At 64.7% G+C, this 25,168-nt stretch carries 25 protein-coding genes and 1 pseudogene; 18 read left to right on the plus strand and 8 right to left on the minus strand.

Features of this window, described 5'->3' with window-relative positions:
• Positions 1 to 68: 68 nt before the first annotated feature.
• Positions 69 to 1,031, plus strand: a complete 963-nt coding sequence (locus tag U4Y90_RS26680) for a LysR family transcriptional regulator (protein ID WP_321799121.1) — start codon at positions 69 to 71, stop codon at positions 1,029 to 1,031.
• On the opposite strand, the gene U4Y90_RS26685 is transcribed toward U4Y90_RS26680, so the two are convergent.
• Entirely contained in the window at positions 1,016 to 1,519 is a 504-nt protein-coding gene (locus U4Y90_RS26685; protein ID WP_321799122.1) for a DUF6496 domain-containing protein, read from the minus strand. The two genes, U4Y90_RS26680 and U4Y90_RS26685, sit on opposite strands and share 16 nt — an antisense overlap.
• Positions 1,520 to 1,932: 413 nt before the next feature.
• Between U4Y90_RS26685 and U4Y90_RS26690 the strand changes: the two genes are divergently transcribed.
• The 13 genes from U4Y90_RS26690 to U4Y90_RS26750 all read left to right on the plus strand — a co-directional run bounded on the left by U4Y90_RS26690 (position 1,933) and on the right by U4Y90_RS26750 (position 14,106).
• A complete protein-coding gene (locus tag U4Y90_RS26690) occupies positions 1,933 to 2,109 on the plus strand; it encodes a Flp family type IVb pilin (protein WP_321799123.1) in 177 nt (58 codons plus the stop codon).
• A gap of 69 nt (positions 2,110 to 2,178) precedes the next feature.
• On the plus strand, positions 2,179 to 2,688 hold the full coding sequence (locus U4Y90_RS26695) for a prepilin peptidase (protein ID WP_321799125.1): 510 nt from the start codon (positions 2,179 to 2,181) through the stop codon (positions 2,686 to 2,688).
• Between the two features lie 12 nt (positions 2,689 to 2,700).
• The gene (gene cpaB / locus U4Y90_RS26700; RefSeq protein WP_321799126.1) at positions 2,701 to 3,651 is read left to right on the plus strand and encodes a Flp pilus assembly protein CpaB; all 951 of its coding nucleotides are present in this window, start codon (positions 2,701 to 2,703) and stop codon (positions 3,649 to 3,651) included.
• A 169-nt stretch (positions 3,652 to 3,820) separates the two neighbouring features.
• Positions 3,821 to 5,221 carry a type II and III secretion system protein family protein gene (locus U4Y90_RS26705; RefSeq protein WP_415749418.1) on the plus strand — a complete coding sequence of 467 codons (1,401 nt, stop codon included), beginning with the start codon at positions 3,821 to 3,823 and terminating at the stop codon, positions 5,219 to 5,221.
• A 7-nt stretch (positions 5,222 to 5,228) separates the two neighbouring features.
• Positions 5,229 to 5,603 (plus strand): CpaD family pilus assembly lipoprotein, encoded by a 375-nt coding sequence (locus U4Y90_RS26710; RefSeq protein ID WP_321799129.1) that lies wholly within the window; start codon positions 5,229 to 5,231, stop codon positions 5,601 to 5,603.
• Positions 5,604 to 5,639: 36 nt separating this feature from the next.
• Positions 5,640 to 6,857 (plus strand): AAA family ATPase, encoded by a 1,218-nt coding sequence (locus tag U4Y90_RS26715; protein WP_321799131.1) that lies wholly within the window; start codon positions 5,640 to 5,642, stop codon positions 6,855 to 6,857.
• Positions 6,857 to 8,254 (plus strand): CpaF family protein, encoded by a 1,398-nt coding sequence (locus tag U4Y90_RS26720; protein WP_321799132.1) that lies wholly within the window; start codon positions 6,857 to 6,859, stop codon positions 8,252 to 8,254. Before U4Y90_RS26715 ends, U4Y90_RS26720 begins: the two co-directional genes overlap by 1 nt.
• Complete coding sequence (locus U4Y90_RS26725) at positions 8,251 to 9,225, plus strand: type II secretion system F family protein (RefSeq protein WP_321799133.1); 975 nt, start codon at positions 8,251 to 8,253, stop codon at positions 9,223 to 9,225. The genes U4Y90_RS26720 and U4Y90_RS26725 overlap by 4 nt, the downstream gene beginning before the upstream one ends.
• Positions 9,222 to 10,181, plus strand: coding sequence for a type II secretion system F family protein (locus tag U4Y90_RS26730; RefSeq protein ID WP_321799135.1), 960 nt, complete (start codon positions 9,222 to 9,224; stop codon positions 10,179 to 10,181). Before U4Y90_RS26725 ends, U4Y90_RS26730 begins: the two co-directional genes overlap by 4 nt.
• Positions 10,178 to 11,095 (plus strand): tetratricopeptide repeat protein, encoded by a 918-nt coding sequence (locus U4Y90_RS26735; protein WP_321799136.1) that lies wholly within the window; start codon positions 10,178 to 10,180, stop codon positions 11,093 to 11,095. Before U4Y90_RS26730 ends, U4Y90_RS26735 begins: the two co-directional genes overlap by 4 nt.
• Positions 11,092 to 11,601, plus strand: a complete 510-nt coding sequence (locus U4Y90_RS26740; RefSeq protein ID WP_321799137.1) for a TadE/TadG family type IV pilus assembly protein — start codon at positions 11,092 to 11,094, stop codon at positions 11,599 to 11,601. Before U4Y90_RS26735 ends, U4Y90_RS26740 begins: the two co-directional genes overlap by 4 nt.
• Entirely contained in the window at positions 11,598 to 12,257 is a 660-nt protein-coding gene (locus U4Y90_RS26745; protein ID WP_321799139.1) for a TadE/TadG family type IV pilus assembly protein, read from the plus strand. The genes U4Y90_RS26740 and U4Y90_RS26745 overlap by 4 nt, the downstream gene beginning before the upstream one ends.
• 25 nt (positions 12,258 to 12,282) lie before the next feature.
• Entirely contained in the window at positions 12,283 to 14,106 is a 1,824-nt protein-coding gene (locus U4Y90_RS26750; protein ID WP_321799140.1) for a VWA domain-containing protein, read from the plus strand.
• Positions 14,107 to 14,118: 12 nt separating this feature from the next.
• Here U4Y90_RS26750 and U4Y90_RS26755 read toward each other — a convergent pair whose 3' ends face one another.
• Positions 14,119 to 14,562, minus strand: a complete 444-nt coding sequence (locus U4Y90_RS26755) for a low affinity iron permease family protein (RefSeq protein WP_321799141.1) — start codon at positions 14,560 to 14,562, stop codon at positions 14,119 to 14,121.
• Between the two features lie 54 nt (positions 14,563 to 14,616).
• Between U4Y90_RS26755 and U4Y90_RS26760 the strand changes: the two genes are divergently transcribed.
• Positions 14,617 to 15,189, plus strand: coding sequence for a DNA-3-methyladenine glycosylase (locus U4Y90_RS26760; RefSeq protein WP_321799143.1), 573 nt, complete (start codon positions 14,617 to 14,619; stop codon positions 15,187 to 15,189).
• A gap of 4 nt (positions 15,190 to 15,193) precedes the next feature.
• Here the strand turns inward: U4Y90_RS26760 and U4Y90_RS26765 are convergent, their stop codons facing one another.
• From U4Y90_RS26765 to U4Y90_RS26780, 4 genes and pseudogenes are all read right to left on the minus strand, one after another.
• Positions 15,194 to 16,393, minus strand: coding sequence for an ABC transporter substrate-binding protein (locus tag U4Y90_RS26765; protein WP_321799145.1), 1,200 nt, complete (start codon positions 16,391 to 16,393; stop codon positions 15,194 to 15,196).
• 34 nt (positions 16,394 to 16,427) lie between these two features.
• Complete coding sequence (locus tag U4Y90_RS26770) at positions 16,428 to 17,141, minus strand: ABC transporter ATP-binding protein (protein ID WP_415749419.1); 714 nt, start codon at positions 17,139 to 17,141, stop codon at positions 16,428 to 16,430.
• Complete coding sequence (locus U4Y90_RS26775) at positions 17,132 to 17,905, minus strand: ABC transporter ATP-binding protein (protein ID WP_321799221.1); 774 nt, start codon at positions 17,903 to 17,905, stop codon at positions 17,132 to 17,134. Before U4Y90_RS26775 ends, U4Y90_RS26770 begins: the two co-directional genes overlap by 10 nt.
• 15 nt (positions 17,906 to 17,920) lie before the next feature.
• Positions 17,921 to 19,783: pseudogene (locus U4Y90_RS26780) on the minus strand (ABC transporter permease); the annotation flags it as partial.
• On the opposite strand from U4Y90_RS26780, the gene U4Y90_RS26785 reads away from it, so the two are divergent.
• From U4Y90_RS26785 to U4Y90_RS26795, 3 genes are all read left to right on the plus strand, one after another.
• On the plus strand, positions 19,760 to 20,173 hold the full coding sequence (locus tag U4Y90_RS26785; protein WP_321799229.1) for a hypothetical protein: 414 nt from the start codon (positions 19,760 to 19,762) through the stop codon (positions 20,171 to 20,173). The pseudogene U4Y90_RS26780 and the gene U4Y90_RS26785 overlap by 24 nt on opposite strands.
• Before the next feature lie 142 nt (positions 20,174 to 20,315).
• Entirely contained in the window at positions 20,316 to 21,650 is a 1,335-nt protein-coding gene (locus U4Y90_RS26790; protein WP_321799147.1) for a glutamine synthetase family protein, read from the plus strand.
• 15 nt (positions 21,651 to 21,665) lie between these two features.
• Positions 21,666 to 23,042 (plus strand): aspartate aminotransferase family protein, encoded by a 1,377-nt coding sequence (locus tag U4Y90_RS26795; protein ID WP_321799149.1) that lies wholly within the window; start codon positions 21,666 to 21,668, stop codon positions 23,040 to 23,042.
• Here U4Y90_RS26795 and U4Y90_RS26800 read toward each other — a convergent pair.
• Entirely contained in the window at positions 23,026 to 23,922 is an 897-nt protein-coding gene (locus tag U4Y90_RS26800; protein ID WP_321799150.1) for a LysR substrate-binding domain-containing protein, read from the minus strand. The genes U4Y90_RS26795 and U4Y90_RS26800 overlap by 17 nt on opposite strands.
• Before the next feature lie 67 nt (positions 23,923 to 23,989).
• Positions 23,990 to 24,943, minus strand: coding sequence for a 2-hydroxyacid dehydrogenase (locus tag U4Y90_RS26805; RefSeq protein ID WP_321799152.1), 954 nt, complete (start codon positions 24,941 to 24,943; stop codon positions 23,990 to 23,992).
• Positions 24,944 to 25,168 lie beyond the last annotated feature (225 nt).

Here is a 25,168-nt window from a genome sequence, read left to right on the forward strand (position 1 = left end):
TGTCTCCTGAATGTCGGCACCGATGGTACGACCGCAAAACGCTCGCAAAAAGAGGCGTTTTGCTTATCATGTTCACTTTTGGTGATCACCCGACGGAGCCGGCGAGCGTGGATCTGACCTTGACGCAGTTGCGCATGTTCGTCGCCGTCGCCGATGCGGGCAGCGTGCGCGCCGCCGCGCGAAGGCTCGATGTCGCCCAAAGCGGCATCACGCAGCAGTTGCAGAAGCTCGAAGCGCTGGCGGGCGGGCCGCTCTTCGAACGCGACGTGCGCGGCGCGCGACTCACGCCCATCGGCGAGCGCCTGCGCGTGCGCGCCGAGCTGATTCTCGGGGAATGCCGCAAGACGGAAGACGAGATGCGTCAGTTGCGCGGCGAACTGACCGGCCGCGTCGCGCTCGGACTTGCCGCCGAAGCGACGATGCGGCTTTTTCCCGCACTGCTCGCGAGCTACCGGGAACGCTGTCCGCGCATCGATGTGCATCTGACGAGCGCGACCTCGCGCATGCTGACGTCATGGGTGCGCGACGGCAGCCTCGATTTCGCGCTCGCGCTGATCGCGCCCGACGCGGACATCCACGATATGGAGACCACGCCGCTCTTCGAATCCGATGTCGCGGTGATTGCACGGCGCGGTCATCCGCTCGGACGTGCGCGCAGGCTCGACGACTTGCGCAACGCCGAATGGGTCAGCACGCGGCAGCGCGGAGGCGGTGCGCCGGGCAACAAATTGTCCACGCTGTTCGAACACGCGAAGCTCGCGCCGCCGCGCATCGCCGCGACGACCGAAGCAGTCTTCGACACGCTGCATTGCATCGCGTCGAGCGATTACCTCGGCCTCGAACCCGCCAGCCTCGCCGGGCATCCGTTCTTCCGCGAGCACGTCGACATCGTGCCAATCGCCGAGCGCGCCGCCAAAACGCCGGTGTGTCTGCTGCGCCGCGCGGGCGTGCCGCTCACGTCCGCGGCGCAGGAACTCGCGACGATGGCCGTCTCGTTCGCGCGGATGCTGCCGCCTCAGCGCGACGGGTGACGAGCGTGCGAGCCCTTGGACTTGGCGGCCGCGTTCCTGCGCCGCGTCGCCCAGCCCTTCTTCGCGGCGGCTGAGCGATCCGCCGCCGAGCGCCGGCTCGCGGCCGCATGCGTTTGCCGCGAAAGCGACGTGTGCGAAGCAGCCTTGGTGCTTTCGCGCTTCAGCACGCGCGTGGAGGTCGCCGAGCGCTTCGCCTTCGACTCCGTGCCCGGGCTCTTCTTCGTGCGATGCGCCGCCTTCGTGTCCTGGGCGGCCTTCTTGCGCGTCGCCTCGGATGCGGTGCCCTTCTTGGGCGGCTTCATCTTGACGCCCGAGCGCCGCGCTTCGGACAAGCCGATCGCGATGGCCTGCTTCGCCGACTTCGCACCGTGCTTGCCCTCGCGAATGTGATCGATCTGCTCCTTCACGAACGCCCCCGCCTGCGTGCTCGGGGATTTGCCTGCGCGCTTCGCCTTCGCTGCGCGCTCGAGGGTTCTCTTTTCGGGCATGTCGGACCTCCATATGACGTGGACTTGCAGCGACGAAGCGAGCAACGCCCATGCCCGCCTCTTCGGCATGCAAACGTTTGCTGCGCCGCCGGCAACCGGCATCGCCCGCATGCGCCCGACGCCGGCGCACGCGCCCGTCTTGCTATCCGGGTAATCGTGCGATCGCTGACAAGCCCGTCAACAAAGGGATTGCGGCGAATTTCCCGCGTTTGCGATTCATCGCTCGAATCGACTAAAGCTCGTCACAACGCTGCCGTTAACGCGCTTATCCATAGCACCCGGGTCGCTTCAAATTGAGGCCTGTTTTGCCTGCTGTTCTTGCGTTCTGGCCGGGGCGGCCGTGGATATGATCCAAACAGGTAAGCACTTCCCCTGGCACTGCAAACCCGACTCTCACTCATCAAGGAAGCAACATGCAAAAACTTATCAAGGCCTTCGTGCGCGACGAACGTGGCGTTAGCGCCATGGAATACGCCATCCTCGCCGGCATCGTCGTGGTCGCGCTGGTGGCCGTCGGCTCGGCGTTCAGCACCAATATGCAAGACGTCTTCACGAACCTGACCACCAAAGTCAAGAACGCGGCGGGCTAAGCAGTCGCCCCGGGTCCGGGCCTTCAAACGCCCGGACCTCGATCTGACCTGAACCGATTCGAGCCCATCGTGCCGACCCTGTCCGTTGTCATCCGTCTCCTCGTGCTCTGCGCGCTTCTGTGGCTCGCGGTCAGCGACGTGCGCACCCGACGCCTGCCGACGCGCATCGTCCTCACGATCGGCGCACTGTTTTTCATCGATGCGTGCATCGTCGGCATGCCGCTCGACGATGTCATCTCGCATCTGCTGCTCGCGGTTATCGTGTTCCTCGCGTGCGCGGTCCTGTTCGTCGCACGCATGCTCGGCGGCGGCGACGCCAAGCTCGCTTCGGTCATCTTTCTCTGGGTGGGATTCGGTCTTTCGCTCGCGACGCTGACGCTCGTCTCCGTGATCGGGACCGTGGTGTCGCTCATCAGTCTCGCCACTCGCGGCATGAACCCGTCGCAGCGCTTCATGCCGCTGCGCGCGCTCGCGATGTTCTCCGCGGCACGCGGCGTTCCCTACGGCGTGGCGCTCGCTTTCGGCGGCGGCCTCGTCATCGTGCTGCCTGCCCTGCTGCACCTCATCTCGACGCGATAGGACGGCCACCCCATGTCCAACATCATCAAATTCGCCGTGCTGCTGGTCGGCGCGCTTCTGATCGCGCTGATCGTGCGCGTCGTGCTGGCAAGCGCTTCGCGCGCGCCGAAGCCCGTCGTGACGAGCGAGAAAGTGCTCGTGAGCGCCGCGAACCTGCCGCAGGGATTGCTGCTGCGCGACGAGGATCTCGCCTGGAAGGAAATCCCGAAGTCGGAGATGCCGTCCAACGCGATCGTCGCGGGCGTCGCGAGTGCGCCCGACCTGAAGGGCGCGCTGCTGCGCCATCCTGTCGCGAGCGGCACCGTGCTCGTCTCCGACGATGTCTTTCTGCCGAGCGCACCGGGATTTCTCGCCGCGACGCTCAAGCCCGACATGCGCGCGGTCTCGGTCGCCGTCGATGACGTGTCCGGCAACGCCGGGCTGATCCAGCCGGGCGACTACGTCGACCTGCTTCTTACCCAGCAAATGGACCGCCGCACCGAGTCCCCCGATCTCGCGGTATCGAGCGAGACGGTCGTCGAGCATGTGCGGGTGCTCGCCGTCGGCTCGGAAATCAAGCGGCCGAAGAACGACGGCGATGGCGATGTGGCCGTGGCCCGCGCCCGCACCGTGACCCTCGAAGTCACGCCGCGCATGGGCGAAGTGGTCGCGGTCGCGGCGCGGCTCGGCAGCCTCTCGCTCGCGCTGCGCAGCTTCGCGACGGTCAGCCGCGACCCGGCGGCGCCCGCTGGCGCATCGTCAGCCGAACGCAAGCCCATCTGGGCCGGCGACATCTCCCGCGCCGTGCGCGATCTGCCGCGCGCGCGCCCGGCCCAGTCGGGCGCGCCGAGCGCCGCGCCGGCCATGCCGCGCACCGTGACCATCTATCGCGGCTCCGAGAAGTCGGATACGTCGAGCGTCGCCCAGGCAGGCGGTTCGGGCCAGGCCGTTCCGCCGCTGCCTTCCGTGCCCGCGGAGCGTTGACACCATGTCCTCGTTCGCAAGCGCGTCATCGCCAGGATTCACATTCATGAAAACGCAGTTCAGTTCGAGTCGCATCGCGAGCCGCACGGCCAGACGGTCGATCGCTCCGGCTCTGGCGGGCGCGGCGCTCATCGCGTGCGCCACCGCGCATGCCGCGCAGCCGGCAAAGATGCCGCCCTACGCCGGTGCGGCCTCGCCCGTGCGCACGGCGAACGTCACGCGGCCGGGCGTGACGGACGCGACGGCGCCCGCCGCCGCGCAAGGCGCGCTCATTCTCGACGCGGGCAAGGGCACGATGCTGCAACTGAACGAAAACGTCGCGTCGGTGTTCGTGGCCGATCCGGCCATCGCCGATGTGCACGTCCCCTCGGCCAAGGCGGTTTTCGTGCTCGGCAAGAAGACCGGCACGACCACGCTCTACGTGCTCGGCGCCAACAACCGGCCGCTCGTGCAGCGCACGATCGTCGTCTCGCGCGACATGATCACCTTGCGCGCCATGCTCGCGGCGCGCTTTCCGAACACGAACGTGCAGGTCGCGACGGGCCAGGGTTCGCTGATGCTGAGCGGCCAGGCGTCGAACCCGGCGGATGCCGACGCCATCGTCCAGGCGGTGACGCCCTTTCTCGCCGACAAGGAAGTGCTCGTCAATCGCATGACGATCGACCGGCCGCTGCAAGTGCAGTTGCGCGTGCGCATCACGGAAGTGGATCGCAACATCACGCAGCAGCTCGGCATCAACTGGCAGGCGATGGGCAACGCGGTCGGCAACTTCTACGGCGGCATCTTCAGCGGCCGCCCGATCTACAACCTGAACCAGCCGATCACGAACGCCAACGGCTCCGTGAGCTATCCGGTCAATCTGCCGACCAACAACGCCTATTCGATCCTCGGCGCCTTCAAGACGAACAACGTGGACATTCGCGCGCTCGTCGACGCACTGAATCAGGAAGGCCTGCTGACGGTGCTCGCCGAGCCGAATCTCGTCGCGCTGTCCGGCCAGACGGCGAGCTTTCTCGCGGGCGGCGAGTTCCCGATTCCCGTATCGCAGGTCAACGGCGCAATCACCGTCGAGTTCAAGCAGTTCGGCGTCAAGCTCGATTTCACGCCGACCGTGCTCAACGACCGGCGCATCAGCCTGAAGGTGCGGCCGGAAGTCAGCCAGATCGACACGACCGCGAGCGTGACGACCGGCGGCGTCACCGTGCCCGGGCTTTCCGTTCGCCGCGCGGACACGACCGTCGAGCTCGCGAGCGGCCAGAGCTTCGCGATCGGCGGCCTCCTGCAAAGCAACACCAGCGACGTCGTTTCGCAGGTGCCCGGCCTGGGCTCGATTCCGGTGCTCGGCAAGCTGTTTTCGTCGACGAACTACCAGAACAACAAGACGGAACTCGTGATCATGGTCACGCCGTATCTCGTCGAGCCGACCGATCCGTCGAGACTGCGCTCGCCGCTCGATTCGCTGATCTCGCCGTCGAGCGATGTCGAGTACAGCTTCCGGCGCCAGAACGGCGGCGCGCCGGCACAGGCCGGACAACCGCGCCTCGTCGGCGCGGCCGGCTACGTCTATTGAGGCCGTCATGACATACACCCGACTGCTTTCGCTTCTTCTCGCCGGCGTGTTCGCCGTGGCCGCCAGCGGCTGCTTCAAGCCGCCGCGCAACATGCCGAACGAAACGGTGATCGGCTACGACGGCGTCTCGGCCGTGCCGCCCGATTGCGACAGCCTCTCGCGCCCGTCGCTGCTGACCGATGCCGGCATCCGCCGCCCGAGCATGCAATGGGGCTGCGCGACGTACACCAATCTGGCCGCGCAGCTCGCGCACCCCGAGGACGCCGTGCATCCGCAGACGCTCGGCCCGGCGAACGCCGCGGTGGCGGCGAGCGCGGTGCGGCGCTACGAGACCGGCCGCGTGATTCCGCTCGACAAGTCGACCTCACGCGACAGCAAGTGATGTAACGCGATACAGCCCGAAGCCACAAGGCCAGCCATGAGCACAGAGTTCTCCTTTTCGAAGACCAAGTCCGGCACGCGCAACGCGGATTTCATCGCCTTCGTCTCCGATCGCAAGAGCGAGCAGATCGTGAAGAGCTTCGTGCTCGAACAGGCGATGCCGCACGCGCATATCGTCGTGGGCAACGTCGACGATGCCATAGCGTATCTCGCCAAAGTCGACCGCTCGCCGCTCTTCCTGCTGGTCGACCTGCAGGACTCGGTGATGCCGCTGTCCGATCTCGGCCGCCTCGCCGAAGTCTGCGAGCCGTCGGTGCAGGTGGTGGCGCTCGGCGAACGCAACGATGTCGGCCTGTTCCGCAGCCTGCTCAAGATCGGCGTGCGCGATTACCTCGTCAAGCCGATCACGGTCGAGCTGCTCAAGCGCACGGTCAATGTCGCCGAAGGCAAGGTCAGCCCGGTGATGCTCGCGCGCGCCGGCAAGACGATTGCGTTCGCCGGCTCGCGCGGCGGCGTCGGCGTGACGACGCTCGCCCTCAATGTCGCGCGCCATCTTTCGGAGGACACGCATCGGCGCGTCGCTTATGTCGATCTGAACCTGCACGGCGGCGCGGCCAACTCCATGCTCGGGCTGCAGAGCAACAACGGGCTCGTCGATGTGCTGCAGAACGTGCATCGACTCGATCCGCAATACGTGGAGCGCACGCTCGTCGCCAAGGGCAGCCGCCTCTTCATGCTGTCGGCGGAACACGATTACGGCGCGGCGCGTCCGTTCGGCCCGGGTGCGTTGCCGCGCGTGCTCGAACTGCTCTGCGACAGCTTCCACTACGTGATCCTGGACATCGGCACCGTGACGGACCCGCTCGCGCAGGAGGCCTTCGATCACGCCGCGCGCGTCTACATGGTCGCGGACCGCTCGGTGCATTCCACGCGCGAGACGATCCGCCTGCTGCGTCACATCGAGGATCGCGACAACAATCCGCCGACCTCGCTTCTGCTGAACAACCCGAACGCCGCGACGAGCGGCAAGGTGCAGACGAACGACTTCATGACGGCGGTCGGCCGCAACGTGCTGTATGAAATCCCGTTCGAGGCGAAGTCGCTCGCGACTGCCGAGAATCTCGGCGAAGCGCCGAAAGAGAAGGCGGTGAACGGCTTCAATCAGATGATCACGCGCATCGGCGGCGACCTGACCGGTCAGCAGATGAACGGCGAGCGCTCGTTCTTCCAGAAGCTTCGGCTCAGGAGAGGCTGATGTTCGGACAGAAGCAGGTTCCCCGCCCCACGCCCGATCCGGACGCGGCACCCGGCTCGGAAACCGCGCTGGTTGCCGAGGCGCCGCCGCCGGTCGCGCCGCCCGTCCGCGCGCACGCGCCGGAAGGCAGCGAAGTGCTCGTGCGCTCGGACCTCTTCAGGGTGATCCGCAACGGCGTGTTCGCCGCGATGAATCCATCGGCGGCCGTCGGCAAGACGCGCGACCAGATGAAGCCGGGCGTCGAACAGCTCGTGCTGGACGTGGCGGAGCGCGAGCGGCTGAACGTCACGATCGCGGAGCAGCAGCAGATCGTCGGCGAATTGCTGAACGACATGTTCGGGCTCGGCCCGATCGAACCGCTGCTCGCCGACGACACCATCACCGATGTCCTCGTCAACGGTCCCGACCAGGTCTGGGTCGAGCGGCACGGGCGGCTCGAACTGACTCACTGCAAGTTCCGCGACAACACGCACGTGATCAATGTCGCGCAACGCATCGCGGCGGGCGTCGGGCGGCGCGTCGACGAAAGCAGCCCGATGGTCGATGCGCGTCTCGCCGACGGCAGCCGCGTGAACGTCGTGCTGCCGCCGCTCGCGATTCACGGCGCATCGATCTCGATTCGTAAATTCTCGAAGCGCAACATCACGCTGCATCGCATGGCGCAACAGGGCAACCTGTCGGCCGCGATGGCCACCGTGCTCAAGCTCGCGAGCACATGCCGGCTGAACGTCATCGTGTCGGGGGGCACGGGCTCGGGAAAGACGACGCTGCTCAACGCGCTGTCGCACTTCATCGGGCACGGCGAGCGCACCGTGACGATCGAGGATGCGGCCGAGTTGCAGCTCGTACAGCCGCACGTCGTCAGTCTGGAAACACGCCCCGAAAATGCCGAAGGGCTCGGCGCGGTGACCCAGCGCGATCTCGTGCGCAACGCGCTGCGGATGCGCCCGGACCGCATCATCCTCGGCGAAACGCGCGGCCCGGAAGCCTTCGACGTTCTACAGGCGATGAACACGGGTCACGACGGCTCGATGACCACGATCCACGCGAACACGCCGCGCGACGGCATCACGCGTCTGGAGTCGATGGTGATGATGGCGAACGGCAACCTGCCGCTGCTGTCGATCCGCCGCCAGATCGCGAGCGCGGTGCACATGATCGTGCAGATCGAGCGGATGCGCGACGGCATGCGGCGCGTCACGCGCATCACCGAGCTCGTCGGCATGGAAGGCGAAGTCATCATCACGCAGGATCTTTTCACGTTCCGCTATGACGCGAGCGCGTACAGCGAGGAAGTGAAAGGCGTGTTCGAAACGGGCGCGGTGCGGCCGGCGTTCGCCGCGCGCGCCGCGTACTACGGTCTCGAAGACGCATTGCTGGAGGCGATGCGGCCATGAGTTCCATCGACCTGATCACCTTTTCCGCGTTCGCCGTCGTGCTGCTGCTCGGCATCATGCTGCTCGTGTTTCAGGACATGCGCAAACAGCGCCCCGAGGCGCGCATCCAGGCGCGGCTGCAGGCCGCCTTTCCGTCGGCGGGTCCGAGCGGACGCGACCCGCGGCACGATCACTCCGACCTCTTCACCTTCAGCCGCAACGACAACATCGTGAGCCGCTGGTTCGCGCCGAAGATCGCGCGGCTCAAGACGGTGGCCGGCGCGCGCGGGCTGCGCATCGTGATCGCGACGGCGGTGATCGGCGAAATCCTCGCGCTCGCGATGACGAAGCTGCTGCCTCTGCCTGCGTTCGCCACGCCGCTGCTCCTCTTCGGCCTGCCGGTGCTCGGCGCGATTCAGGCATACCGCTTTCTCGTCGAGCGTTTCAAGCGCCGCTTTCTGGACGGCTTTCCCGATCTCATCGACCTGATCGTGCGTGCGGTGCGCGCGGGCGTGCCGGTGACGCACGTGATGGGCGTCGCGTCGAGCGAATGCGCCGAGCCGCTCAAGAGCGAATTCCGCCTGATGGGCGACGGCCTCAAGGTCGGTCTCGATCTGGAAGAAGTGCTCGCGACGGCGGTCGCGCGCATCGGCATCGCCGATTTTTCCTTCTTCTGCGTCTGTCTGCTGCTGCAGCGCGAAACCGGCGGACAGCTCGGCGAAACGCTGGAGAATCTCGCGGGCATCGTGCGCAGGCGCCGCGAGATTCGCCAGAAAACGAAGGCGCTGACGGGCGAGGCCCGCATCACGACCAAGATTCTCGCAGCGGTGCCGTTCTTCATTCTGGGCAGCATGTTCCTGCTCAACCGCGCGTATCTGATGGTGCTGTTCCAGACGTCGGCGGGACAGAAAGTGCTGACGTGCGCGGCGATTTCGCTCGCGATGGGACTGGGCGTCGTTCACAAGATGTCGAAACTGGATACCGCGCGATGAGCCAGGCCAACCTCGAAACACTCATCAACCTGCTGATGCTGCTCGCGCTCGTCGTCGCGATCGTGCTGTGGTGGGCGACCAAGCACGGCGGCACGCGCGGGCGCATCGCCGAGCGCACGCGTCAGGCCGCGATCGTGCAGCGCAACGAAAGCACGCTCGCCGACGAAGACGACGGCGAAGGCTTCAAGGCTCGCCTCGCGCATCGCCTCGCGCGTCTGGGCGACCGGCTGCCGCTCTTCGACGCCAAATACCGCGCGAAGCTGCGCGCGCAGATGGTCCGCAGCGGCTATCGCAGCCATGCGGCGGTGTCCGTGCTGCTCGCGATCAAGTTCGTCGTCGGGCTCGTCTGCGCCGCGTTCACCGTGATGCTCGGCTCGCGCATTCCCGTGATCGGCGGCTATCCGGCCGTGCGCGGCGCGATGATGCTGCTGGTGTTCGTGGTCGGCATGATCCTGCCGGAATACGTGCTCGCCTTCTTCGCGTCGCGGCGGCGCAAGGCCATGGCGTCGTGCCTGCCCGATGCGCTGGATCTGCTCGTCATCTGCACGAACGCGGGCAACAGCCTCGGTGTTTCGATCCGGCGCGTCGCCGACGAGCTGAAGACCATCTGTCCGCCGCTCTCCGGCGAATTTTCGCTGACCGCCGACGAACTCTCGCTTTCCGGCGACAGCACGCGTGCACTGCAGGCGCTCGCCGACCGCATCGACCTGCCGTCGATCCGCGCGCTGATTTCCACGCTCACGCAGTCGATGCGTTACGGAACGCCGATCACGCAAGCCCTGCGCACGCTGTCGCACACCGAGCGGCTCGCGCACATCGTGTCGCTCGAAGAAAAGGCGGCCAAGCTCGCACCCAAGATGGCCGTGCCGATGATGCTCTTCATCCTGCCCGCGGTGATGCTGATCGCCGCAGGCCCGGCCGTCATTCAACTCATGAGCGTCTTTGCAAAGAAATGAAGACCACACCGACTCCACTTCCCGGCATGCGCCGCCTCGCACTCGCTGCCTGCTGTGCGACGCTCGTGATCGCGCTGTCCGCCTGCACGACGACGACCCGGCAGAGCGTCGACAGCCGCCCCGTCACGCGCAATTCCGCACCGAGCACGATGAGCGAGCTGCGGATCGCCGACACGGCGCTCGATTCGGGCAACGTCGAGCTCGCCACCTCGCTCTACGAAAAGGCGGTGCAGGCGGACCCGCACTCGGTCGCGGGACTGACGGGACTCGGCAACACGCTCTATACGGTCGGCGATTTCACGCGCGCGGGCGTCTACTACGATCGCGCCAGCAAGGTCGATGCGAAGGCGAGCGCGCCGCTCATCGGCCTCGCACGCGTCGCCATGCGTCAGCGCCGTTTCGACGACGCCATCGCGACCTACCGGCGTCTGCTCGCGCTCACGCCGGACGACCCGCTCGCCTCGGCCGGGCTCGGCGCCGCGCTCGACATGAGCGGCGATCACAAGGGCGCGCAGAGCGTGCTGCGCCAGGCGCTGCGGAAGAATGTCGGCGACCCGCTGCTCTCGGTGAACCTCGGCCTGTCGCTGACGCTCTCCGGCGATCCGCGCGAAGGCGCGAACGTGCTGCTCGACGTGACGCGCTTTCCCGCCGCGCCACCGCAGGCGCGCCAGGATCTCGCCCTCGCCTACGGGCTGCTCGGCAACCGCGAAGCGGCTGCGGAAATCCTGTCGCGCGATCTGCCGAAGGCATCGGTCGAGGACAACCTGCGCTACTACGACATTCAGCGCGAGCTGATGTCGCAACGCGCGTCGGCCGTTCCGTCCGCATCGCCGGTTTCGACCGCATCGTCCGCGCGGCCCGCGACGCCGGCCGCGATTCCGACGGCCCAGGTGCAGACGACGCGTCTCAAATGAAAGCCTCCGCGCGCCGCCGCCCACGATCGCCGGCCGTCGCGATGCGACTGCTGCGCGACGAGCGCGGCATCGCGTCCATCGAATTCGCGTTCGTCGTGTTCATCGCGGCGATCCTCATCATCGGCACGGTGGAGCTCGCGCTGGAGATGATCGTCGACGCGACGGTGCAGGCCGCGGCGCAGGAAGCGTCGCGCGTGGGCCTGACGACGACCGCGCCGAACACGGGCACGCGCGTGCAGAAGGCGCAGGCGATCGTCGAAGCGATCCTCGGCGGATGGAGAACGCTGGGCGCGACCATCACCGTCACCGAGCTGAACTACGGTAACTACGGCTACGCCAATGTAGCCAGTTCCACGTACACGCCGACGCAGGACATGGGCGGATACGGCGACGTGGTCGCCTACAACATCCAGGTCAGGATGCCCGGCATCACCGGCATTCCGGCGATGTTCGGGATTTCGGAACTGACCTTCCAGCGCAATTTCATCGTGCAGAACGAGAAATGAGAACGCTCTTCGAAACAGTGCGGTCGATCCGCGCGAAGCTGAACCGCATGTTGCGTTCGGATCGCGGCAGCGTGTCCGTCGAATTCGTCATCATCGTGCCGATGATGTTGATCGTGATGCTCGGCTTCGCCGAGGTCTACATGTACATGCGCGCCGTCAGCGCGGTGGACCGCACCGCGTTCACGCTCGCCAACACCATCGGTCAGATGACCTCGATCATCGCGGACAACAACGACACCACCGATGCGAACAGCTACGGCTCGCTATGGCAGGACGCGGCGCTGCTCGCCGCGCCGTATCAGTTGAAGGCGAACGGCATGGTGTATGTGACGTTCGTGTGCGATCCCGATTCCAGCAACAAATGCAAGGACATGGATACCTCGATGACGACGGCCACGCCGAAAGTCCAGTGGACGGCGTCGCCGCCTTCATGGACCAACAGCAAGAGCACGAACATGGCATCGCGGATTACGGGCACGAGCCCGTTGCCGGCTTCGTGGCCATTTCGCACGGGCGATTCCGCGATCATCGTGGAAGTGTTCCTGTCGTATAACCCGTTCACGATGACCTCGAATCTGATGTCGGGCCTGCCGGGCCAGCAGACCGTGTACCGCCGCGTGTACGTGCGGCCGCGCGCGATGCGGGCGTTCTACTGACGCTCGCCGGATCATGGACGCCCACATGGAAATCAAGCGCAAAGGGTTCTGGTCGACGCTCCGCTCGTGCAGCCGGACGTCGAAGAGCGACGAGGGCAGCATCGCGATGATGTTCGCGATGTGCGCGAGCGCGATGATCGGGTCCATGTGCGTGTCGCTCGACATGATCGACTACGTGATGACGCAGGGCCGCATGCAAATGGCGCTCGATGCCGCCACGCTGTCGGCGGGCGTCGATCTGCAACGCTATGGCAACACGCCGACCGGCACGTCCCTCGCCACATGGCAAAAGGACGCGCGCGCCTACTACGACGCGAACAGCCCCGCCGGCGTGCTGGGCTTCACCATGCCCGACGCGCAATTCAGCGCGACCGTATCGGGCGCACCGGCTACCGGGCAGACCATCGCGCTGTCGGCATCGGGTTCGTTGCCTTTGCTTGCGCCGAAGGTGTTCAGCAACACATCGGGCAGCGGTTCCGGCACGGGTTCCGGCGGCGGCGCGACGTCGCCGGATACGTCGTCGGTATCGGCGAACAACACCGCGCTGCGGTTGCCGCAGAGCACGCTGGAACTCGTCATGGTGCTCGACAACACCGGCTCGATGAAGGACGCCGCGAACGGCACGTCCGGCCCGAGCAAGATGAGCGGCCTCCAGACCGCGGCCAACGCGCTGATCGCCGATCTGCTGCCGAGCGGAAGCACCTCCACCAACAAGAACTTCATCGGACTGGTGCCGTTCGCGAGCACCGTCAATACGACGGGCGCGCTGCCGTCCACCGGCAGTTGGCTCAGTTCGACGCTGCCGACCTACAACACCAGCAACGTGACGACGGGCACGTGGAACGGCTGCGTGATCGAGCCGCGCACCGGCGGCAATCTGTCGCCCGAAGCCTACTCGCCGACGGACACCCGCAAGTTCCAGCGCTACTACTACAACGTGCCGACGACCAAGCTGAAGGTGATCACCTATAGCTCGTCGACCCGCTACAGCCAGTGCAACACATCGGGGAGCACGACGTCGACCATTTCCAACGTGCCGTTCACGATCGGCTCGTCGGGCTCGGCGAACAAGTGCAACAGCCCGAGCGGCGGCACGGGCACGGGCATCGGCACGCAGTTCGACGAGACCAACACGACCGGGCAGAACCTGACGCAGAATTCAGGCTGCCTCGCCACCTCGATGACCTTCCTCACGCAGAACGCCACCACGCTCACCACGGCCGTCAATAAGATGACGCCGTCCGGCTCGACGATCATTCCGGTCGGACTGCTCTGGGGCTGGCGCATGCTGGAGCCGTCGTGGTCGCAGAATGTCGCGGGCACGAAGAACGGCTGGACGTCGTCGGACCCGAGCCTGCCGAAGCCCACCGACGGCTCCGTGCAGAACCTGCAACGCGTGATGATCGTGCTCACCGACGGGCTGAACCAGATCGGCGCGGCAGGGTCGATTCCCAACACGCTGTATTTCAACGGTCTCTCGGGCGTGGGCACCAACAGCCTGTCGGCGCCGACGGTGCTCCGGGCCGACGGCACCAAGATGTCGAACGCGCTCACGGACTCGTCGGAGCTGCATGGCGGCAGCGCCATCGACACGTCGAGCGGCAACAACGCGGGTTACCCCGACGACGCCAACTCGTACCAGTTGGCGATCTGCACGGCGATCAAGGCGGCCGGCATCACGATCTATTCGATCACGTTCGGTTCGTCGGCATCGAGCTCGACGGCGCAGGTCACGATGCAGAACTGCGCGAGCCCGGGCAACTATTACCACGCGCCGGACAACACGACGCTCGAGAACATCTTCCAGCAGATCGCCGGCAATCTGGGCGTGCTGCGCCTCACGAAGTAGACGCCGTCGCCGCTACCGCTTCGGTTCGCCGGAGCGGTCTTCGCCGTCGCCGAACGAAGGCATGTCGATATCCTTGCTCGCCGAGCGCAGGTCGTGGCGCGCCTCCTGCGCGAGCTTTTCATACCGCTTGCGGAAAACCGCGAGTTCCTTTTCGTCCAGTTCTTCGAGATCGAGCAGCGCGTTATGCGCCTTGTCGATTGCGCGAATGAGTTCGTCGAGCTTGATCTGCATCGCGGCGGTGTCGCGGTTCTGCGTGTTCTGGATGAGGAACACCATCAGGAACGTCACGATGGTCGTCGACGTATTGATGACGAGTTGCCAGGTGTCGCTGAAGTGAAAGAGCGGCCCCGAAGCGGCCCAGACGATCACGAGCGCCACGGCGATGACGAAGGTCGAGGCCCGCCCCGCCACTTGCGCGAGCGCGTTGGAGAACTTGAGGAACCAGGAAGTTTTCATTCGGCGTCTCCCGATGTTCAGGTCGGTTGCGGCGGCGCGGCTAGAATACCGCTTGTGAACAAGAAGCCCAAACCCATCGATTTCAATGCGCCGTCGGACATCGTCGCGCAACGGCTGATCGGCGCGATCGTGACCGTCGACGGCGTCGGCGGCCGCATCGTCGAAACAGAAGCCTACGATCGCGAAGATCCCGCCTCGCACAGCTTCTCCGGACCGACGCCCCGCAATGAAGCAATGTTCGGGCCGCCCGCGCGCGTCTACGTCTACCGCTCGTACGGCATTCACTGGTGCATGAACTTCGTGTGCCGCGAAGCCGGTCACGGCGCGGGTGTGCTGATTCGCGCGATCGAGCCGCTCGTCGGCATCGATGAAATGCGCGAGCGGCGCGGCCTCGAGCCGATCAGACTTCTATGCTCGGGGCCGGGCCGCGTCGCGCAGGCGCTCGGCATCACGCACAAGAACAACGGCATGTCCCTGCTCGAAGCGCCGTTTCATATCGAGCCGCCCGAGGAGGACTTTCCGATCGTGCACGGGCCGCGCATCGGCATTACCAAGGCGATGGACGTGCCGTGGCGCTTCGGGCTCGCCGGTTCGAAGTTCGTCAGCAAGCCCTTCCCGAAGGCATGATGCGTCACTGCTCCAGACGCAGCTTCTTCACTTCTTCATCCGATGGCTGGACGCTCGCGCCATCGATATAGCGGAACGAGGTCATCACGCCCTTGCCGTCCTTCTGGCCGGTCACGCCGACATACGCGCCCATCGTCGATTGATTGTCCTGCTTGCGGTACGTGATGGGACCGAACGGCGTATCGACTGACAAGCCCTTGAATGCGGCGGCGAGCTTGTCGGAATCGGGTGAGCCGGCTTTCTTCAGGCCGTTGGCGATCGACATCATCGCCGTATAGCCCACGACCGATCCGAGGCGCGGATAGTCGTGATACTTCGCCTGATAGGCGGCGACGAACTTCTTGTTCTCCGGCGTATCGATCGAATACCACGGATAGCCCGTGACGATCCAGCCGACCGGCGCTTCCTTGCCGAGCGGATCGAGATAGTCCGGCTCGCCCGTCAGCAGCGACACGACCGCGCGATCCTTGAACAAGCCGCGCGTATTGCCTTCGCGCACGAACTTGCCGAGGTCCGCGCTGAAGAGCACGTTGAAGATGGCGTCGGGCTTCGCGTCGGCGAGCGCTTGCGTCACCGCGCCCGCATCGATGTTGCCGAGCGGCGTCGCCTGCTCCGCGACGAACTCGACATCCGGCTGCGCGGCCTTCAGCAAGCGCTTGAACGTGGCCACAGCCGATTGACCGTACTCGTAATTCGGATAGACGAGCGCCCAGCGCTTCTTCTTGAGCTTCGCGGCTTCGGGCACGAGCATCGCGACCTGCATGTAAGTCGACGGGCGCAGCCGGTACGTGTACTTGTTGCCGTCCTGCCAGACGATCTTGTCGGTGAGTGGCTCGGCCGCAAGGAAGAAGATGCGCCTTTGCTTCGCGTAGTCGGCGAGCGCGAGACCCGTATTCGACAGAAAACCGCCGAACAACAGCCTCACCTGCTCGCGCGTGACGAGTTCTTGCGCGACGCGAACCGTGTCGCCGGGATTGCCGTTGTCGTCGCGCGAGACGACTTCGAGCTTGTTGCCGTCGATGCCGCCCGCCGCGTTGATCTCGTCGAGCGCGAGGTTCCAGCCGTTCCTGTACGGCATCAGAAACGCAGGCTGCGCCTTGTAGCTGTTGATCTCGCCGATCTTGATGGTGTCGGCGTGCGCGGCGAAAGTCATGGCCGCTGCAATGGCGGCGAGGCTCAGGTGCGTGCCTGCACGAATCGTCATGTGATGCTCTCCTCTTCCTTTGTTTGGCTTGCCTTCAAATACCTAAAAACTCGCGGCGCGCGGCGTCGTCGCGTGCGAATGCGTTCATCGCGCCTTCATGGCGAATCTGGCCTTTCTCCAGCACATACACACGATCGCTGACCAGTTCCGCGAAGTGCAGGTTCTGTTCCGACAAGAGTATCGCGAGCCCTTCGCGCTTCAAGTCGAGAATCATATCGGCCATTTGCTCGACGATCACGGGCGCGACGCCTTCCGACGGTTCGTCGAGCAACACGAGACGCGGATTGCCCATCAGCGTGCGCGATACGGTCAGCATCTGCTGCTCGCCGCCGCTCATCCGGCTCGCGCGACGATGGCGCATTTCGCCGAGATTCGGGAACACGCGAAAGAGCTTGTCGGGCGTCCATAGCGGCGCATCCTCGCGCGGCGGCTGACGGCCCGTGTCGAGATTCTCCATCACCGTGAGATCGCCGAACACACGGCGATCTTCGGGCACATAGCCCAGCCCTTTTCGCGCGATGCGATGCGGCGCCATGCCGGCGATGTCTTCACCCATGAAGGACACGGCCCCCGCCATGCGCGGCAGGAGACCCATCACGGCTTTCATCGTCGTCGATTTGCCCGCGCCGTTGCGGCCCATCAGCGCGACCACTTCGCCGCGGCCGACTTCGAAGGCGACGTCGAACAGGATCTGCGCGCGGCCATAGAACGCATTCAGCGCTTCGACTTTCAGGCACGTCATGTCGATGCCCCCACGCGCGGCGAAAACGACGCGCCCGTGCCGAGATAGACCTCGCGCACCCGCGCATCGTTGCGGATCGCTTCGGCATCGCCTTGCGCGATGAGACGCCCACGCGCGAGCACGATCAGCTTGTCCGCATGCGAGAAGACCACGTCCATGCTGTGCTCCGTGAACAGCACGCCGATGTTGCGCTCTTTCGCGAGGCGCGCGGTGAGCGCCATCAGTTCATTGCGTTCCTGCGGCGCCATGCCGGCGGTCGGTTCGTCCATCAACAAGAGCTTCGGATGATTCGCCAGCGCGATCGCTAGTTCGACGCGTTTCACGTCGCCGTATGCAAGCACCGCGCAGCTTCGCCGCGCATGCGTCGCCATGCCGACGAGATCGAGCAAGGCCAGCGCTTCGTCTTCCTTCCATGACGCAACGCGGCCGAAAAGCGTATAGACGCGCCGCTCGCGCGACAGCAACGCCATCTGCACGTTTTCGAGCACGGTCATCGAATTGAAGGTCGCGGCGATCTGAAACGTTCGGCCCACGCCGCGTCGCCAGATATCGCGCGGACGCATGCCTGCGATATCGTGACCATCGAAACGGATCGTGCCGGCCGTCGGCTTGAGCTGGCCGTTGATCATGTTGAAGCACGTCGACTTGCCCGCGCCGTTCGGGCCGATCAGCGCGAGCAACTGACCCGACTGAAGTTCGAACGAGACGTCGTCCACCGCGTGCACGCCATCGAACGACTTCGAGAGATGCGCGATCGAAAGCAGCGTCATTGCGCCCCCCCCGAAGAAGCGCTCGCGCACGAAGCCCGCGATGCCTTGCGGAAACGCGATGACGAGCACGAGGATCGCGGCGCCGAGCAGCGCCTGCCAGTAATCGGTCTGGCGCGCGACGGCATCCTGCAACCAGGTGAACACACTCGCGCCGACGATCGGGCCGGCAAGCGTCTGGATGCCGCCGAGCAGGACCATCACGAGGCCGTCGACGGAACGGCCCACGCTGATCGCTTCGGGCGAGATGTTGCCCTTCGAGAACGCATAGAGCGAGCCCGCGAGTCCGCACACGAGCGCGGCGGCGACGAACGCCGCCCACTGCACGCGCGCGACGTTCACGCCGATGGCCTCCGCGCGCAACGGCGAGTCGCGACCCGCGCGCATTGCGAGACCGAGTGGCGAGAAAAGCATGCGGCGCAGAAGCCACACGCCGATCAGGGCGAAGGCGAGCGTGAGGTAATAGAACGCGACGGGCGACGACAGCCACGGCGACGGCCAGATGCCCAATATGCCGTTGCTGCCGCCCGTCACCGCGTCCCACTGAAAGACGACCGACCAGACGATCTGCGCGAACGCGAGCGTGAGCATCGCCAGATAGACACCCGACAGGCGCACGCAGAACCAGCCGAACACGATCGTGCCGATGCCCGCGATGAGCGGCCCGAGCACGAGCGCGGCTTCCATCGGCAACGCGAACACCTTGAGAAACAGCGCCGCGCCGTATGCGCCGAGACCGAAATACGCCGCATGACCGAACGAGTGCATGCCGCCCGGTCCCATGATGAAGTGCAGGCTCGCGGCGAACAGGACCGCGATCATGATCTCGACGAACAGCACGGGCATGTAGGGAAAGGCATCGGCGGCGAGCGGCGCGAGCGCAAGCGCGATCACGACAACTGCCCCGGCGATCTTCATCGCGCGCGTGGCGGGACGCAAAGGCTGATCGGCGGGCGCGGCGGAACGCGCGATCGTCTGCGCGCGCCCGAAGAGTCCCCATGGACGCAGCACGAGCACGACGGCCATCACGACGAACTCCGCGGCGAGCGTGAACTTCGACAACGAGAAATCGACGCCGATGATCGACACATGCCCGATGCCGATGCACATCGCCTTGATCTCGGCGATCAGCAGCGCCGCGACGAACGCGCCCGGAATCGAGCCCATCCCGCCGACCACGACCACGACGAACGCATTGCCGATGGTCTCGATATCGAGCGACAGATTCGCCGACATGCGCGGCACCTGCAGCGCGCCGCCGAGTCCCGCGAGCATCGCGCCGACGAAGAACACGCCGGTGAAGAGCCACGCCTGATTGACGCCGAGCGCGCCGAGCATCTCGCGATCCGCGCTCGCCGCGCGCACGAGCGTGCCCCAGCGCGTGCGCGTGAGCGCGTACCAGAGCGCGAGCAGCACGAGCGGACCGATGACGATCAACGCGAGATCGTAGGCCGGCAGCGCGTGACCGAGCATCTGCACCGCGCCTTCAAGATGCGGAGCGCGCGGGCCGAACAGATCGTCGGGTCCCCACAACCAGAGCGCGGCATCGCGAATGATCAGCACGAGCGCGAACGTGGCAAGCAGATGAAACAACTCGGGCGCGCGATAGATGCGCCTGAGCACGCTCATTTCGATCGCCGCGCCGATCGCGCCGACCAGCAGCGCCGCGCCCGCAAGCGACGCCCAGAAGCCCGCGACGCTCGTGCCGAAGCGGCTCGTCAGGCTATACGCGACATACACGCCGAGCATGTAGAGCGAGCCGTGCGCGAAGTTGACGATGCGCGTGACGCCGAAGATGAGCGACAGGCCCGACGCGACGAGAAAGAGCGCGCAAGCGTCGGCCAGGCCATTGACGAGTTGGACGAGCAGGTTGGAGAGCATCGGCTCCGTCGAGATATCGCTGAAAGAGCCGACATTATCGATGAATTGCGCAACGCCTTCCTCGCGCAACAAAATCGCCACGCGCGCGGCCGATGGAAAAAACGTATTGACGGCGTTTATGTCTCGTATATGCTCGCTGAAGGGCAATTGTCGGCATCGACATGCGCCCTGCAGATCAACTCGACAACGAGTCTTATCGTGAAAGTCCAAAGCCCTCTGGCACGTCGGAGCCAACGCTCCGGCGCCGATCGCTGCGGCAAGATTTCCGATCGCCGCTTCCTGTCGGTTCTGACCGTCCTCTCTCGCCGCTGCGTGCGGCGTCGCAACGCGGTGTCCGCCCGCGCGTTCATCGCCGTCCATTGCGTCGGCGCGGCTTCGCTGCTGCCGTAGCGCCTCTTTTCGTTTTCTCGACGCTTAACCACCGATCCGCGCGCGTGCGTCTGCACGCGTAATGCGCGCGTCTTCCTTGCGCCTTTGCGATGCATCGCGAAGGCGGTGGAAACGCGCGCCTGCTCAAAACACGAGAACGAACATGGAACGCATCGACGAATTCCTGCGAAAACACCGCATCACCGAGATCGAAGCGATCATTCCCGACATGGCCGGCACGGCGCGCGGCAAGATCATTCCGCGCAGCAAGTTCGAGTCGGGAGAATCGATGCGGCTGCCGCAAGCCGTGATGATCCAGACCGTGACGGGCGATTATCCCGTCGACGGCAGTTTCACCGGCGTCACCGATCCCGACATGGTGTGCGTGCCCGATCCCGCGACGATCCGCCTGATTCCGTGGGCCACCGATCCGACCGCGCAAGTGATCCACGACTGCGTGCATTTCGACGGCACGCCCGTGGCGATTTCGCCGCGCCGCGTGCTGCGGCAAGTGCTGCAGCAATACGCCGCGAAGGGCTGGCGGCCCGTCGTCGCGCCCGAGCTCGAATTTTTTCTCGTCGATATGAATCGCGATCCCGATCTGCCCTTGCAACCGCCCGTCGGCAGAACCGGGCGCGCTGAAACGGGACGTCAGGCGTATTCGATCGATGCCGTCAACGAGTTCGATCCGCTCTTCGAAGATATCTACGAGTACTGCGAGGTGCAGGAACTCGAAGTGGATACGCTGATTCACGAAGTCGGCGCCGCGCAGATGGAAATCAACTTCATGCACGGCGATCCGCTCAATCTCGCGGATCGCGTGTTTCTCTTCAAGCGCACCGTGCGCGAAGCGGCCTTGCGCCACAAGATGTATGCGACCTTCATGGCGAAGCCGATGGAATGCGAGCCGGGATCGGCGATGCACGTGCATCAGAGCGTGATCGACGAAGAGACGGGCCGCAACCTCTTCACGAGTCGCGAAGGTGAACCGAGCGGACTGTTCCATAGCTATATCGCCGGCTTGCAGAAATACACGCCCGCGCTCATGCCGATCTTCGCGCCTTATATCAATTCCTATCGCAGGCTATCGCGCTTCATGGCCGCGCCGATCAACGTGCAATGGGGCTATGACAACCGCACCGTCGGGTTCCGCGTGCCGCATTCGTCGCCGCAGGCGCGGCGCATCGAGAACCGCATTCCGGGCGTCGACTGCAATCCGTATCTCGCGATCGCCGCCACGCTGGCCGCGGGCTATCTCGGCATGACGCAGCATCTCGAACCGACCGAGCCGCTCGCGAGCGACGGTTATCGCCAGCCCTATCAATTGCCGCGCAATCTCGACGAGGGCCTCACGCTGATGGGCGCGTGCGAGCCGCTTGCCGAGATGTTCGGCGAGAAGTTCGTGCGGGCCTATCTCGCGTTGAAGGAAACCGAATACGAAGCGTTCTTCCGCGTAATCAGTTCGTGGGAACGCAAGCATCTGCTGCTGCATGTTTGAAACGGAGACGACGACATGAACGATCGAATCGATTCGACGGCGCATTACCGCGCGCTCGACGCCGCGCATCATCTGCATCCTTTCTCCGACATGGGCGCGCTCAATCGCGCGGGCAGCCGCGTGATCGTCAGGGCCGACGGCGTGTATCTGTGGGACTCCGAGGGCAATCGCATCATCGACGGCATGGCGGGATTGTGGTGCGTGAACGTCGGCTATGGACGCCGCGAGCTCGCCGATGCCGCGTTGAAGCAGATGGAGGCATTGCCCTACTACAACACGTTCTTCAAGACGACGCATCCACCGGTGATCGAATTGTCGGCCATGCTCGCGGAGTTGGCGCCTGCGCAGTTCAACCGCTTTCTGTATTGCAACAGCGGTTCCGAAGCCAACGACACGGCGCTGCGCGCGGTGCATCGTTACTGGGCCGTGCAAGGCCGGCCGAACAAGCGTTATGTCATCGCGCGCACGAATGCGTATCACGGCTCGACCATCGCGGGCGCCACGCTCGGCGGCATGAGCTATATGCACGAGCAGATGCCATCGAAGATGGAGCATGTCGCGCATATCGACCAGCCTTACTGGTTCGGCGAAGGCGGCGCGTTGGATGCCGATGCCTTCGGTCTCGCTCGCGCGCGCCAGCTCGAAGACAAGATCCTCGAACTCGGGCCCGAAAATGTCGCCGCATTTATTGGTGAGCCTTTTCAGGGCGCTGGCGGCGTGATCTTTCCGCCGCCGACTTACTGGCCTGAGATCGAACGCATCTGCCGCAAACATGATGTGCTGTTGATCGCCGATGAAGTGATCGGCGGATTCGGACGCACGGGCGAATGGTTCGCGCATCGGCACTTCGGCTTCGAGCCGGATGTCATCACGATGGCAAAAGGCCTGACGAGCGGCTATGTGCCGATGGGCGCAGTCGCGCTATCGGATCGCATCGCGGACGCAATCGTGAATGGCGGCGAATTCAATCACGGCTTCACGTATTCGGGTCATCCGGTGGCGGCCGCGGTGGCGGTCGCCAATCTCAAGCTGTTGAGAGACGAAGGCATCGTTGCGCGGGTGAAAGACGATGTAGGGCCGTACTTTCAGAAGCGCTTGAGAGACGCGCTGGCCGATCACGCGATCGTCGGCGAAATTGCGGGTGCCGGACTGGTCGCGGGCATTCAACTGGCCGAAGATCGCGCGACGAGGAAGCGCTTTTCCAATGGCGACGAGATCGGCACGATATGTCGCGACTTCTGCTTCGCGAGCGATCTCGTGATGCGCGCGAGCCACGATCGCATGTTGCTCTCGCCTCCGCTCGTCGTCACGCACGAGGAGATCGACGAGATCGTCGACAAGGCCGAAGCCGCGATCGACGCGACCGCGCGCGCCATCAGGAACGCCGCGTAGCGAAGTATTCCGCCGCCATGTGCCTGAAAGCCGTGACGGCGGGATTGTCCTGATCGGAGCGCCACGCCATGCTCATCTCGGCCTGAACGGTATTGCCGGCGATCTCCCTGAACTCGACATTGTCGAAATGAAAACGTCGCGACGATGCCGGAAGAATCGATATGCCCAATCCCGCGCGCACGAGCGACAGAATGGTTGGCGTCTGATCCATGTATTGCGTGAAGTGCGGCTTCACTTCGTCGGCGACGAGCATGCTCATGATTCGGTCGTAGAAGTATTTGCCGTGCGTGGGCGAATGCATGATGAACGCCTGCTCGTGCAACTGCGCGAGCGCGAGTCGATCGAAGCGGCACAGCGCGTGTCCCGCAGGCAGCGCGACGATCATCGGCTCGCGGTCGACGAGGAGAAACTCCACTTTCTGCCGCGATGGTAACGGCCGCATGAAACCGAGATCGATGGCATTGGCCTCGAAGCCTTCGATCTGCGCGACGGAAATCATTTCGAGCAGCACGACATCGATATCGGGCAAATCGCGCTTCGCCGCGACGAGCAATTCCGGTATCAGTTCATATCCCGCCGCGCCCGTGAAGCCGACGCGCACGCGGCCCGTCTTGCCCTTGCTCGCGCGTCTCACGGTGCTTTCCGCCTGCTCGGAAAGGTTGAGCAGGCGCGTCGCATCGGCGAGAAACACGCGCCCTTCCGGCGTCAGCTTGACCGTGCGGCCGACGCGCTCGAACAGCTTCACGCCGAGGTTTTCTTCGAGCAGATGAATCTGCCGGGAAAGCGGCGGCTGCGTCATGTTGAGCAGCGCGGCCGCGCGTCTGAAGTTCAGCTCCGTCGCGGCGGCGACGAAGCAGCGCACTTGTCCGAGATCGAGCATTCGTAATCGACGATGAAGTGATAGCCGATCATTATATGTTCGCGCCGGACAAGTTCATGCGCATGCGTCAGGTCGTGAGACTGCCTTCGGGACGTTCGCCTGCGAGCCCTTGAGCAAGGCTCGCGAGCACCATCTCGCCCATCGCCGTGCGCGATTCGACCGTCGCGCTCGCGCGATGTGCCTGCAGCACCACACGGTCCATGCCCAGCAATTCCGCGGGCACGTTGGGCTCGTCGACGAACACGTCGAGGCCCGCGCCCGCGATCGTGCCGCGCGACAGCGCCTGCACGAGATCGCTTTCCACCACGAGCTTGCCGCGCGCGATGTTGATGAGATAACCGTCCTTGCCCAACGCATCGAGCACGGCCGCGTCGACGATGCCCTTCGCTTTATCGGCTGCGGCGGCGAGCACGAGAATGTCGCTCTCACGCGCGAGCGAAAGCAGATCCGGCACGAAGCGATAGTCGATATCGTCCATCTTTCGCACGTCCGTATACGCGATCGGGCAAGCGAACGCGGCGGCACGCTGCGCAATCGCGCGGCCCACTTTGCCGAGGCCCACGATACCGACGCGCTTGCCGCTGAAGCGCCGCGACAATGGAATCGCGCTCGGGCTCGGGTTCTTCACCCATTTGCCGGTCTTCACGAAATCGTTGCCGGGGCAGATCTCGCGCAACGTGGTCAGGATCAACCCGATCGCGAGATCGGCCACATCTTCGGTCAATGCGCCGAACGTGCCCGTCACCGGTAGTCCGCGCGAACGCGCGAATTCGAGATCGACCGCATCGGTTCCGACGCCGTTCACGGCGATCACCTGCAACGCAGGCAAGCGCTCGATGAGATCGTTCGAGATGCCCGTATGCCCGCCGGTGATCACGCCGCGAATCGATGCGCCGTGCTCGCGGATATACGCCTCCCTGTCATCCTGCTCGAACAGTCGATGCATCGTATAGCGCGCATCCAGCTTTTCGTTGATGGCCGGTACGAGGATGGGATTCAGTTGCAGAATGCTCGGCTTCAATTCGCGTGCTCCATGGTGTTCGTTTCCGATGTGGAGCGGATGATGTCTGCTTTCGCCGAGGACGTCCAATCCCAAAAGGCTATCAATTGATCCAAGAATGGATGCATGGCCACGCGGCTTCGTGATCGATTCAATCCGGGAATCAAGTAATAGCAATAAAAGATTGGACGCTCTTGGGTAGCGTCCCCACAATTGGAAGCATCGAAAGGCATATAACAACAAAGC

Source organism: Caballeronia sp. J97 (genome assembly GCF_905220305.1).
Lineage (GTDB): Bacteria > Pseudomonadota > Gammaproteobacteria > Burkholderiales > Burkholderiaceae > Caballeronia.